Genomic DNA, 13017 nt, shown 5'->3' with positions numbered 1-13017 from the left:
TGGCTCATGGGCCTAGGCTGGCACGGTGAGCACCTCTGCGACCAGCCCAACACCCCAGACCGCCTCGGACCCGGTCTCCGAACGTCTTCTTCTCATCGACGGCCACTCCATGGCCTTTCGCGCGTTCTACGCGCTGCCGGTGGACAACTTCACGACGTCAACCGGCCAGTCCACTAACGCTGTCCACGGCTTCGTCTCCATGTTTCTCTCGCTGCTGGAGAACGAGAGACCCACACACGTGGCGGTCGCCTTCGATCTGCCGGGGGGAACCTTCCGCACTGAGGAGTATGCCGATTACAAGGGAACCCGTGATGAGACGCCGCAGCCCTTCCTCGGACAGGTCGAGCTCATCCAGGAGGTCCTGGCGGCCACGGGGGTGAAGGCCCTTACGGCGCCGGGCTACGAGGCGGACGACGTTCTGGCGACCTTGGCGACCTTGGCTCAGGCAGAGGGGATGGAGGTGCTCATCTGCTCCGGGGACCGCGACTCCTTCCAGACCATCACTGAGCGATGCACTGTGCTCTACCCGGTCAAGGGCGTCTCAACGCTGCGCCGGATGACGCCGGAAGAGGTCGAGGTGCGCTACGGGGTGACGCCCGAGCGCTACCCGCATCTTGCTGCCCTCGTGGGGGAGACCAGTGACAACCTCCCCGGGGTTCCGGGCGTGGGCCCCAAGACCGCCGCCAAGTGGCTCAACCTCTACGACGGGCTCGATGGAGTCATCGCTCACGCCGATCAGATCAAGGGCAAGGCCGGGCAGTCCCTGCGGGATCACCTCGACGACGTCCTGCGCAACCGCCGCCTCAACCACCTGCTCACCGACCTGGACCTGGGGATCACTCCCCGGGCAGACCTTCGTGTCGCGGGCGCCGATCGCAGTGACCTGGCACGCATTTTCGAGGCTCTGGAGTTTCGCACCCTGCACCAGCGGGCACTGCGTACCCTGACCTTCACCGACACGTCCGATTATGCCGAGGCCGCCGAAGGAGAGGACTCCGGGCCACTAGGGGCTCTGAGCAGGTTGGAGATCGTCTGTCTTGGTCACGATCTTCCAGCGGGCAACCTGTCACAGTGGTTGCAGAGCAATCTGTTGGCGGCTGTCGACGATGGTCCCCGGCCACTGGGAGTTGACGTTGTCGGAGTCCTCAGGCCGGTGGAGGGCGATGCTGCGCTCGTCTCACTTTCGGACGGCGCTCGAGCGGTCGCCATCGATCTGACCGAGATCCTGCCCGAGGACGAGGCTGCCCTGGCCGACGTGCTCGCCGACGTCGACCGACCCAAGCTGATCGCCGACGCCAAGGGGAGTTGGCACGCTCTGAATGCCCGCGGAATCACACTGGACGGCGTCACCGCGGATCTCTCGTTGGCCGGCTACCTGTGCCGTCCCGAGCAGCGTAGTTACGACGTCGACACCCTCACCCAGCGATGGCTCGGTATCGACCTGGCCGCCATTGGCGAAGGTGGGACCCAGTCGACCGATGGCCATAATCAGTCTCAGAGCGCCTTCGACCTGGAGGCCCTCACCTCCGACGCCGTTCCCATGGCCCGTCTGGACAGTGCACGCCGCGCCGCCGTCCTGCTCCCGCTCCAGTCCGTGCTCGACGAGCAGATGGCGGCCCGTGACGCCGTGGAGCTCTTCACAAATCTGGAGATGCCCGTGGCTGCGACCCTCACCGTCATGGAGGACGCGGGCATCGCCGTCGACGACGCCGCGCTCGCAGCCCGCGAGACCGAGCTCGATGCCCGCGTGACTCACGCGGCTGAAAGCGCCTACGCCGCTGCCGGGCGTGAGCTCAACCTTTCCAGTCCCAAGCAGCTCCAGGCCGTCCTGTTCGACGAGCTGAAGATGCCCAAGACTCGTAAGACGAAGACCGGCTACACCACCGATGCCGAGGCTCTAGCCGGGTTGTACGCCAAGACCTCTCACCCCTTCTTGGAGAACCTCCTCGAGCACCGCGACGCCATCAAGCTGCGCCAGACGGTCGAAGGACTGCGCAAGGCGATTCAGACCGATGGGCGCATCCATACCACCTTCCAGCAGACCATCGCCGCCACGGGACGCCTGTCGTCGACCGACCCCAACCTGCAGAACATTCCGGCCCGTCAAGAGGAGGGGATGCGCATCCGTGAGGCCTTCACCGTCGGCAAGGACTACGAGTGCCTCATGACCGCCGACTACTCTCAGATCGAGATGCGCATCATGGCGCACCTGTCAGGGGACCGGGCGCTGATCGAGGCCTTCCGCAGTGGGGAGGACCTGCACCGATATGTCGCCGCCCTCGTCCACGGCATCGAGGTCACTGATGTCACCGCCCAGCAACGTGGTCATGTCAAGGCCATGAGCTATGGGCTCGCCTACGGCCTGTCCACCTTCGGGCTGGCCCGCCAGCTTGGTATCGGCAACACCGAGGCCACCGACTTAAGGAACGCCTATTTTTCCAGGTTCGGTCGGGTTCATGACTACCTGGAGTCCGTGGTGGAGCAGGCGCGTCGTGATGGCTTCACCCAAACGATGTTCGGCCGCCGCCGCTACCTTCCGGACTTGACCAGCGACAACCGGCAGCGCCGCGAGATGGCCGAGCGGGCGGCTCTCAACGCCCCCATCCAGGGCAGCGCCGCCGATATTGTCAAGAAGGCCATGATCGATGTCGACCGGGCGCTGAACGAGCAGGGGTGTACCAGCCGCATTCTCCTGCAGATTCATGATGAGCTCCTGGTTGAGGTCGCGCCCGGGGAGACCGAAGCGGTCGAGATCCTCCTCAAGGAGCAGATGGGAGGGGCGGCCGATCTCTCCGTCCCTCTGGACGTCGCCGTCGGACGGGGGCGGACCTGGCGTGAGGCTGCCCACTAGCCTCTCGATGGTGACGATCATCCCCTGAAAAACCAGTAGATATGTAAACGATATCGTTGTTCCACCCATCCGAGACCAAGTCGTCAGACGACGTGAGCGATTGCACGCATGTACGGGAAAATGCTTGAGGATCGTCTAGTTACGGATTCGTCACGTGCTGCTAAAGTTCACTCGTGCGCTCCTGGGCGTCTCCTATGAGAGTAATCCAACCAGGGTGATGAATTGGTCCGGGCCGGTTCGCATCACTGGGGAGCGCACGGTCTCTATCAACCCGATCCAACTATCCGCATTCGGAGCATCCACTCAATGACAACCACTACGCCAACCCCCGCCCCTGTCGCCGTCAACGACATCGGCTCGACCGAGGAGATCCTCGCTGCCGTTGACGAGACCATCAAGTACTTCGATGACGGCGACATCGTCGAGGGCACTGTTGTCAAGGTCGACCGCGATGAGGTCCTCCTCGACATCGGCTACAAGACCGAAGGCGTCATCCTCGCTCGCGAGCTGTCCATCAAGCACGACGTCGACCCTGACGAGATCGTCTCCATCGGTGACGAGATCGAGGCCCTTGTTCTGCAGAAGGAGGACAAGGAGGGCCGCCTGCTCCTGAGCAAGAAGCGCGCGCAGTACGAGCGTGCCTGGGGCACCATCGAGCGCATCAAGGAGGAGGACGGCGTCGTCACCGGTTCCGTCATCGAGGTTGTCAAGGGTGGGCTCATCCTGGACATCGGCCTGCGCGGGTTCCTTCCTGCCTCCCTGGTCGAGATGCGTCGCGTGCGCGACCTCCAGCCGTATGTGGGTCGCGAGCTCGAGGCGAAGATCATCGAGCTGGACAAGAACCGCAACAACGTGGTCCTCTCCCGTCGTGCCTGGCTCGAGCAGACCCAGTCCGAGGTCCGCACCAACTTCCTGCAGACCCTTCAGAAGGGGCAGGTCCGTTCCGGGGTTGTCTCCTCCATCGTCAACTTCGGTGCCTTCGTGGACCTGGGTGGTGTCGATGGCCTCGTCCACGTCTCCGAGCTGTCCTGGAAGCACATCGACCACCCCTCCGAGGTTGTCGAGGTCGGCAACGAGGTTACGGTCGAGGTCCTGGACGTCGACTTCGATCGGGAGCGCGTCTCCCTGTCCCTCAAGGCGACCCAGGAGGACCCGTGGCAGGCCTTCGCCCGTACTCACGCCATCGGCCAGGTCGTCCCCGGTAAGGTCACCAAGCTCGTTCCCTTCGGTGCCTTCGTCCGCGTCGAGGATGGCATCGAGGGCCTGGTCCACATCTCCGAGCTGGCGCAGCGTCACGTCGAGGTTCCCGAGCAGGTGGCCAAGGTCGGCGACGAGGTCTTCGTCAAGGTCATCGACATCGACCTGGAGCGTCGTCGTATCTCCCTGTCGCTGAAGCAGGCCAACGAGGGTGTAGACCCCACGTCAGAGGACTTCGACCCCAGCCTCTACGGAATGGCGGCCGAGTACGACGAACAGGGCAACTACAAGTACCCCGAGGGCTTCGACCCGGAGACCAACGAGTGGCTCGAGGGCTACGACGCCCAGCGCGAGGCCTGGGAGGCCGAGTACGCAGCGGCTCACGCTCGCTGGGAGGCTCACAAGGCCCAGGTCGCCAAGGCGATGGAGGAGGAGCAGGACTCCGGTACTCCTGCCCCGGCGAGCAACGCCTCCTACTCCTCGGCTCCCTCGGAGGCCTCCGGCACGCTGGCCTCTGACGAGGCTCTGGCAGCCTTACGCGAGAAGCTCACCGGGAACTGAGTAACAGCCATTGTCGCTGATCTGGACTGATCACTGACATTCTCGGAGGGTCTCTGCCTGTACCGCAGGCAGGGGCCCTCCGGTGCTGGTGCGGTACCTTCTCCCCATCGCCCGGAAGCAGTCACTGTGCAAGGCTGGGACTGGTGCTGGTGCGCCGTGCTTCCTCGAAGTGGGAGGATCCGCATATGACAACCGATGGAGACAAGATGAGCTGCTGGGACGACATTGCCCATGCTCTGGAGGAAGTCGATCTCGTTAGCCCCAGTCGTGCCAGTGTGGCGGCTCTGCGGAAGGTCGTCGTGCCGGATGATGTCAAAGGACCAGAACCGGAGGAGTCGCCTGATCATGTGGCACGGGCCCTGTCCGCGGTTGACCGGGTGTGGCTGGTTCAGCTCGGCCAGGATCCCGACACCAGTAAGAAGGCGCTCGAGCATGCGATCACCTTCTGCGAGCGCATGCGGATTACTCATGGCTACTCCACTCTTCCGCTGCGTTACGCGCAGGTGGAGCTCTCCGGTGTCCTCGGGCAGCGTGACGAGGCGCTTGAGCAGCTTCGCGAGGCGCGGCTGTTCTCCTTTGGTTCGATCGACACCGGTGCAGTACTGGCTACCGCCCGTATGCATGACGACTACTCCGGCGTCATCAGCACCACAACCGCCGCGCCACACCGTACGGAAGCCAATCCCGTGGAGACTGCGCAGGGCTTGGGAGCCGTTCTGATTCCCTATTTAGCTCACAAACGGATCGTTGAGGCCGAGGACGTCTTCGCTTCCTTGAGCCGGCTCCACCTGCCTGCAGTAGCCGCATTCCAGTCCCTTGGTGACAGGCTCGAGTACCTTGGCCTTTCCTGCCAGTGGCAGCGGGCCATCGCACTCATGCGTCACACCAACGTGGAGGGTGTGTCGGAAGCCTCGGCCTGGAGGCTGATGAACACCGCAATCGGGCTGGCCCTCGTCATGCGGGCGGCCAATCGAGCCGACTACGGCAAACGTGCTCTGGGTACCTCGTTGAGCTGGAAGACCCCCTGGGGGGATCTGGACCTCACGGCCTGGGACACTGTTGCCCACGCCTATGACCGCATCACCGGTTTCGTGCGCGGTATTGCCGTCCGCTTTGATACTCGTAACGGCAACAACGGTGTCTCGTACCGGATTGAGATGAGGATGGCTGCTGAAGCCGCGGGCCTGGCCAGTCGGTCGTACGGAACAGTGACGAGTGCGGTTCCGGCCGACCGCTCCCGACTCCGCAATCAGAGCGTCCTGCTCAAGGAGACGCGTGAACTGCTCACGCTGGCTCGCGGCTACGGCATGGAGTCGGTGCGTGATCGTGCCATGTCGACGGCGGAGACAGTCAGCGCCTCGCTCTCCGAAGTAGTTGATGACTCGGCCCTAGAAGTGGTCGTCGACCTCCGCCTGGCTTTTGGTCGGCTTTTGGCGGCCTTGGGTGCCAATGAACGTGCGGAGAAGGAACACCTCGACACCGCGGAGTTGAGCCTGAGCCAGGGGTGGACGGAGACCGCATGCGCCGCGTTGGCTCTGGCATCGCACGCTGCCCGGGCGCGTGGTGACAATGCCGCTGGTCAGCAGGCATGGCAGCAGTGCTGTGATGCGATGGCTACTTGGCCGATGAACCGTCCCGGGGAACGCTGTGGCGTACTTGTTGACGCGGTCGGCGACCCTCTTATCGCGGTGCAGGTCCTCTCCGCACTCGCGGAGGTTCTGGTTGAGGGGGTCGAGGAAGACAACTCGCGGGCACCGATTGTCCGAGAGGTCATCTCGCGGGCATCGACCCAAGCCTCCCGCTGTGCACGTCCTCCGAGCAGGGCGGCTGAGGTCCTGGCCCGGGTCGAGGAGCGTATCGCGCCCTATGGGCGGGGCCGAGGAGGAAGGCGGCGCCCGGGGGCGACTGCAACGATCAAGACCGAGGAGTAGGGGCTCCGGAACCCGGCTGACCGGTCCCATGGCATTTTCTGCAACCGCTGTCGGGGACACGCTGGCCTCATCCGGGCGGCTCACGGCATGATGAGGCCATGTGTCACACACCCGCACCTCGGACCACTCGCCTTCCTCTGGATCGTGCTGTGCGCGTGGGGCTGACCGGTGGCATTGGTGCCGGAAAATCGACCGTTGCCGAGCTGCTGGAGGAACACGGTGCGGTTGTGACCCGCGCCGACGAGATCTCTCGTGATGTTGTCAGCCCAGGCAGTGATGGTCTTGCAGCGGTCGTAACGGAATTCGGGGAGGGGGTCCTCGCGTCCGACGGTTCACTCGACCGCAACGCTCTGGGGCGTGTGGTCTTCTCCGACGAGTTGCGTCGCGCGCGGTTGGAGGAGATTCTTTTGCCTCTCATCGCGGCTGAGGCCTGGGCCCGGATGGAGACGGTTCCGGCTGGGAAGGTGGCGGTCTACGATGTCCCTCTGCTCGTCGAAGGGCAGATGCAGGACCTGTTCGATCTTGTCGTCGTCGTTGAGGCCGATCTCGAACTGCGTCTGGAACGACTTGCCGATCGGGGCATGGAACGCAATGAGGCCTTGGCCCGTATCGCCTCACAGGCGACAGACGAGGAACGTCGGGCTGTGGCTGACGTCGTCTTGCCCAACTCCGGATCGACTGATGAGCTCCGTGCGGCTGTCGACAGACTCTGGAGTACTCGAATCATGGAGGCTGGGCCCACCTCCTGAAGCCGGTGGTGATGTCTTTGGGCGTGCTTGGTGCTATGTGCCGGTGATGTGACGAGGGCTCAGCTGCAGCGTCGAGAGGTTGTACGGGCCGGTCCGAGGGCGCCGACAATCGTGGCGGAAACGGCAACGATGAAAGCCATGAAAGCTCCTTGGGCTCAGGGGATGAAGGAAGATGAAGGAAAGGGGCTTCAGTGGGCCCCATGAATATGGAACGGGACGACTTGGCGTCCGGCGGACCCTACTGTAATAGGTGAAACTGATCGAATTACTCCTGTTTTAGGCACAAGGGCGTATCAGTGTGGTGACGACACCATCTCAGGGGTACGAGGGTGTCTGGTCATGCGATCGGGGGTGTCGTTATATGTGCCTGCGGGACCGCGTAGCCTGAGTGCATGCGACCCGTCACCGAGCTCCAGCGCGCAGCCAAGCCCTTCGAGGTCATCAGCCCCTACTCGCCCAGCGGTGACCAGCCCACGGCGATCGCAGAGCTGACCGAACGCCTCCGAGCGGGGGAGAAGGACATCGTTCTGCTGGGCGCCACCGGTACCGGAAAGTCCGCGACGACCGCATGGCTCGTTGAGCAGGTCCAGCGCCCCACCCTCATCCTGGAGCCGAACAAGACCTTGGCTGCCCAGATGGCGGCCGAATTCCGCGAGCTGCTCCCGAACAACGCGGTCGAGTACTTCGTCTCCTACTACGACTACTACCAGCCTGAGGCATACGTCCCGCAGACGGACACCTTCATCGAGAAGGACTCCTCCATCAATGACGAGGTCGAGCGTCTGCGCCACAGCGCCACCAACTCACTGCTCACCCGACGTGATGTTGTCGTCGTGTCCTCCGTGTCCTGCATCTACGGACTGGGCACCCCTCAGGAGTACGTGGACCGGATGACGAGCCTTGAGGTGGGCCAGCAGATCGACCGGGACGATCTCCTGCGGCGCTTCGTGACGATGCAGTACACCCGCAACGACATCGACTTCACCCGCGGCACCTTCCGCGTGCGCGGGGACACGGTGGAGATCATCCCGATGTACGAGGAGCTCGCTATTCGTATCGAGTTCTTCGGTGACGAGATCGAGGCCCTGGCCACCCTCCACCCTGTGACCGGCGATGTCATCGACACCGCCGAGCAGGTCTTCGTCTTCCCCGCCTCCCACTACGTGGCCGGCCCTGAGCGCATGCAGAAGGCCATCGAGGGAATTGAGGCCGAGCTCACCGGGCGCCTGGCCCAGCTCGAGCACGACGGCAAGCTCCTGGAGGCACAGCGCCTGCGCATGCGCACCACGTACGACTTGGAGATGCTCCAACAGATCGGTATGTGCTCAGGGATCGAGAACTATTCCCTGCACATCGACGGGCGCGATACCGGCACCCCGCCCAACACCCTCCTTGACTACTTCCCTGAGGACTTCCTCCTGGTCATCGACGAGTCCCACGTGACGGTTCCCCAGATCGGCGCCATGCACGAGGGGGACGCCTCTCGCAAGCGCACGCTGGTCGACCACGGGTTCCGTCTTCCCTCCGCTCTGGACAACCGGCCCCTGACCTTCGCCGAGTTCGAGGACCGCATCGGTCAGACCGTCTACTTGTCGGCCACCCCCGGTGACTATGAGACCCAGAGATCCGACGGCGTCGTCGAGCAGATCATCCGGCCCACTGGGCTGGTGGACCCCAAGGTGGTCGTCAAGCCCACCGAGGGGCAGATCGATGACCTGCTCGAGGAGGTGCGCACCCGTGTCGAGCACCAGGAGCGCATCCTCGTGACCACCTTGACCAAGCGCATGGCCGAGGACCTGACCACCTACCTCGCCGAACGGGGCGTGCGCGTGGAGTACCTCCACTCCGACGTCGATACCCTGCGACGCGTCGAGCTTCTGCGCGAACTGCGGCTGGGGCGCTTCGACGTCCTCGTGGGTATCAACCTGCTGCGCGAGGGTCTGGACCTGCCAGAGGTCTCGCTGGTGTCCATCCTGGATGCGGACAAGGAGGGCTTCCTGCGCTCGACCCGCTCCCTCATCCAGACCATCGGGCGCGCCGCCCGCAACGTCTCCGGCGAGGTCCACATGTACGCCGACACCATCACCCCGGCCATGGCCGAGGCCATTGAGGAGACTGAACGACGCCGCTCCAAGCAGCTGGCCTACAACACCGAGCACGGCATCGATCCCCAGCCGCTGCGCAAGAGGATCGCGGACGTCACTGACATGCTCGCCCGTGAGGACGTCGACACCGCCGATCTGCTGGCCGGCGGCTATCGGGGTCACGAGGACTCCTCAGTGCGCAACCGGCGCAAGCACGCGGCCGAGGCCACAGTGCGTGAGAAGCTCGCCGGGGCGGCGCAGGACGACCTCGTCGAACTCATCAACGAGCTCACTCAGCAGATGCACGCCGCCGCCGAGGACCTCCACTTTGAGCTCGCCGCCCGGCTACGCGATGAGATCCAGGACCTCAAGAAGGAGCTGCGCGCCATGCGCGCCGCCGACTGAGGCGCCGGTCCGGGGCGCAGCCGAACCATTGAATCGGGGCTTTAGTCCCGAGTGGCCGTCCTGCATAAGTATCACGAGGCTGGAATAACCTGCGCTATTGAAAGCGTTTCGCTGCGCCGTCCTGCGAACTTCGCATAAATATGCAAACTCTATTACGGTGACCGACTTTCTATCAATGAGTCGTTCTCGGTTGTCGGCGTCGCCGAGCAGCCGTACCGTTGGAACGCATACCCGTCGTACTCGCAAAGGAGCGAGAACTGGACATGACCACTACAACTACAGACGCCGACGGCGCAAGCGTCGGAGGCGAACAGCCCTCGACCCACAAGGTCTCGCTGGCCGCCCTGACCGCACTGGTCATCGGATCGATGATCGGAGGTGGGATATTCGGGCTACCCCAACAGATGGCGAAGGCCGCCGCCCCCCGGGCCGCTCATCATCGGATGGATCGTTACGGGCCTCGGCATGCTCATGCTCGCCTTCGTCTACCAGCGCCTGGCCGTCAACAAGCCTGAGATCGAGGCCGGAGTCTATGGCTACGCCCGGGCCGGCTTCGGCAACCTCGTCGGCTTCTCCTCCGCCTGGGGCTACTGGATCTCGGCGTGGATGGGAAACGTCGGCTACCTCGTTCTCCTCATGGCCTCATTCGGCGTCTTCCTGCCGGGCTTCGGCGCTGGCAACACCGCCCTGGCCATCGGCGTCGCCTCGGTCATCATGTGGCTGTTCCACATGCTCATCCTGCGCGGCGTCCGCGAGGCCGCCATCGTCAACGCCCTCATCACCATCGGCAAGGTCCTGCCCCTCATCGTCTTCGTCGTCATCGGCCTGCTCGCCTTCAAGCTCGACGTCTTCACCCATGACTTCTGGGGCTCTGAGTACGGATCCGGCTCCGGCGAGGTCCTGTCCCAGATCAAGAGCATGATGCTCGTCACGGTGTGGGTCTTCATCGGCGTCGAGGGCGCCTCTGTCTTCTCCGAGCGAGCCAAGTCCCGTACCGACGTCGGGCGGGCCACGATTCTGGGCTTCGTCTCCGTCCTCGCCCTGCTCCTGGCAGTCAACATCCTGTCCTACGGGATCATGTCGCGCCCCGAGCTCGCCGAGCTCAGCGACCCCTCCCTGGCCGGGGTCCTTCAGGCAGCCGTCGGTGCCTGGGGAGCCAAGTTCATCGCCCTGGGCCTCATCATCTCTCTGCTCGGAGCGCTGCTGTCCTGGTTCCTCATGGCGGCCGAGATCATACGCGTCCCCGCCCAGGAGGGCCTCCTGCCCTCGGTCTTCGGACGGGAGAACGCCAAGGGCACGCCCGCCAACGCGTTGTGGCTGACCATGGTGCTGGTCCAGGCCTTCCTCGTGTGGACCTACTTCAACGCCTCGACCTACACCAACCTCATCCTCCTGGCCTCCTCGCTCATCCTCCCGCCCTACCTTCTGTCGGCCCTCTACCAGCTGCTCGTCGCGGTCAGGGAGCCCTCAGCAGGCCGGGCGGTCGACCTGATCGTGGGCGTTTTCGGATCCCTGTACGGCGTGTGGCTGCTCTACGCCGCCGGTCGGGTGTACCTGCTGTCCACCGCGATCTTCTACCTGCTGGGCGTGCCGTTCTTCGTGTGGGCCCGTCGCGAGCAGAAGGCGAAGGTCTTCACCACTGTCGAGTGGGGACTCGTCGCACTCTTCGCCGCCGTGGCCGTCTACGCCGTCCACGGCCTGGCCTCCGGCGCACTGTCTATCCAATAACCCTGTCAACCACTTCGGCTGTGCGGGGACGCACCGCCGCCACCGAGAAAGAGGAATCAATGAGCGATCAGAAGCACGGAGTCTACTCTGAAGTTGGCACGCTGCGCAGAGTCATGGTGTGCCGTCCCGGGCGCTCCCATGAGCACCTCACTCCGTCGAACTGCCACGACCTGCTCTTCGACGATGTCTTGGACGTCCCCAAGGCTCAGCGTGACCACGATTTCTTCGTCGAACTCATGCGCGAGCGCGACATCGATGTCCTCGAGCTGCGTGACCTGCTCGCCGATGTCTTGGACATCCCCGAGGCCCGCGCCTTCATCCTGGACCGCCGTGTCAACCACGCCACCATGGGCGTGGGCGTCGCCGAGGACCTGCGCGACTGGATGGACGAGATGCCCTCGGCCGAGCTCGGCGAGCTCCTCATCGGCGGCCTCGTGTCCGACGAGGTGCCCAAGGACGTGTTCGGCAGCTGCATCTCTCCTTACCACGTCAACAGCGACGACCCCGAGATGCTCATCGCACCCCTGCCCAACACCCTGTTCACCCGCGACAACTCTGCCTGGATCTACGACGGCGTCGAGCTGTCCCGGATGTTCTGGGGCGCCCGCCGACGCGAGGTTCTCCTGCTGACCGCCATCTATCGCTACCACCCGATGTTCAAGTACGACTACAACGTCTGGCTGGACACGGTCGACAAGGACATGGGGCACACCTTCATCGAGGGCGGAGACATCATGCCGATCGGCAAGGGCATCGTCCTGGTCGGCATGGGCGAGCGCTCGACCTTCCAGGCCGTCAGCCAGATCGCCAAGTCGCTGTTCGACGCGGGCTCGGCCGAGCGGGTCATCGCCGCCCGCATGCCCAAGGAGCGCGCCGCCATGCACCTGGACACCGTGTTCACAGTGTGCTCCGAGGACGTCGTCAACGTCTACGAGCCGGTCGTCCGGGCCATGGACACCTTCTCCCTGCGCCCCGACGAGACCGAGCGCGGCGGCATCAAGGTCACCTACGACGAGGGCTACTTCGTCGACGTCGTCTCCAAGGCCCTGGATGTCAAGCTCACCCCGGTCATGTCCACCGCAGGACGTTACGGGGCTGAGTGCGAGCAGTGGAACGACGGCAACAACGTTGTGGCCCTGTCCCCGGGAGTGGTCGTCGCCTACGACCGCAACTACTCGATCAACGCCAACCTGCGCGCCGCGGGCATTGAGGTTCTGGAGATCCCCTCCAGCGAGCTCGGCCGAGGCCGCGGCGGTGGTCATTGCATGACCTGCCCGATTGATCGGGACCCGGTCTACTGATCGAGCCGGCTTCGGAGCACTGACGTCAGGGTCATAATGGTGATGTCCTTGCCGCCTCCGGGGGCCGTGGGTTAGGCGGCGACGTCAGGCACCCCACACCTGCACGACGGGCCACTTCATGTGCCGGCGCCGGTTAGCACGTTAGACTCTCAGACGTTATACACGGAGGGGAGTACTCCCAACCAACGGCGACGTCGTCATCACGGTGGC

7 protein-coding genes are annotated in these 13017 nt (G+C 64.2%); all 7 read left to right on the top strand.

The annotated features are described in order from the left end of the window. Positions 1-109: 109 nt before the first annotated feature. The 7 genes from polA (at position 110) to RWR81_RS00915 (ending at position 12807) form a co-directional block, all read left to right on the top strand. Positions 110-2851 carry a DNA polymerase I gene (gene polA / locus RWR81_RS00945; RefSeq protein WP_399497775.1) on the top strand — a complete coding sequence of 914 codons (2742 nt, stop codon included), beginning with the start codon at positions 110-112 and terminating at the stop codon, positions 2849-2851. Between the two features lie 306 nt (positions 2852-3157). Then, the gene (gene rpsA, locus RWR81_RS00940; RefSeq protein ID WP_314453038.1) at positions 3158-4609 is read left to right on the top strand and encodes a 30S ribosomal protein S1; all 1452 of its coding nucleotides are present in this window, start codon (positions 3158-3160) and stop codon (positions 4607-4609) included. Positions 4610-4815: 206 nt separating this feature from the next. Then, positions 4816-6540, top strand: a complete 1725-nt coding sequence (locus RWR81_RS00935) for a hypothetical protein (protein WP_314453211.1) — start codon at positions 4816-4818, stop codon at positions 6538-6540. Positions 6541-6638: 98 nt separating this feature from the next. Continuing rightward, positions 6639-7289 carry a dephospho-CoA kinase gene (gene coaE / locus RWR81_RS00930; protein WP_314453035.1) on the top strand — a complete coding sequence of 217 codons (651 nt, stop codon included), beginning with the start codon at positions 6639-6641 and terminating at the stop codon, positions 7287-7289. Between the two features lie 392 nt (positions 7290-7681). Then, positions 7682-9778: an excinuclease ABC subunit UvrB gene (gene uvrB / locus RWR81_RS00925; RefSeq protein WP_314453032.1), complete on the top strand. Its 2097-nt coding sequence runs from the start codon at positions 7682-7684 to the stop codon at positions 9776-9778. 465 nt (positions 9779-10243) lie between these two features. Next, complete coding sequence (locus RWR81_RS00920) at positions 10244-11506, top strand: basic amino acid/polyamine antiporter (protein ID WP_314453029.1); 1263 nt, start codon at positions 10244-10246, stop codon at positions 11504-11506. A gap of 59 nt (positions 11507-11565) precedes the next feature. After that, a complete protein-coding gene (locus RWR81_RS00915) occupies positions 11566-12807 on the top strand; it encodes an arginine deiminase (protein WP_314453028.1) in 1242 nt (413 codons plus the stop codon). Positions 12808-13017: the final 210 nt, after the last annotated feature.

This window comes from uncultured Actinomyces sp. (genome assembly GCF_963526355.1).
Taxonomy (GTDB): domain Bacteria; phylum Actinomycetota; class Actinomycetes; order Actinomycetales; family Actinomycetaceae; genus Actinomyces.
The sequence above is the reverse complement of the archived record's forward strand: the minus strand, read 5'-3'. Positions and strand labels throughout refer to the sequence as shown.

What these genes read in the sequence shown, in the direction of transcription:
- polA (WP_399497775.1), top strand. Translation starts at nt 110, where the DNA reads ATGGCCTTTCGCGCGTTCTACGCGCTGCCGGTGGACAACTTCACGACG.
- rpsA (WP_314453038.1), top strand. Translation starts at nt 3,158, where the DNA reads ATGACAACCACTACGCCAACCCCCGCCCCTGTCGCCGTCAACGACATC.
- RWR81_RS00935 (WP_314453211.1), top strand. Translation starts at nt 4,816, where the DNA reads ATGAGCTGCTGGGACGACATTGCCCATGCTCTGGAGGAAGTCGATCTC.
- coaE (WP_314453035.1), top strand. Translation starts at nt 6,639, where the DNA reads ATGTGTCACACACCCGCACCTCGGACCACTCGCCTTCCTCTGGATCGT.
- uvrB (WP_314453032.1), top strand. Translation starts at nt 7,682, where the DNA reads ATGCGACCCGTCACCGAGCTCCAGCGCGCAGCCAAGCCCTTCGAGGTC.
- RWR81_RS00920 (WP_314453029.1), top strand. Translation starts at nt 10,244, where the DNA reads ATGCTCATGCTCGCCTTCGTCTACCAGCGCCTGGCCGTCAACAAGCCT.
- RWR81_RS00915 (WP_314453028.1), top strand. Translation starts at nt 11,566, where the DNA reads ATGAGCGATCAGAAGCACGGAGTCTACTCTGAAGTTGGCACGCTGCGC.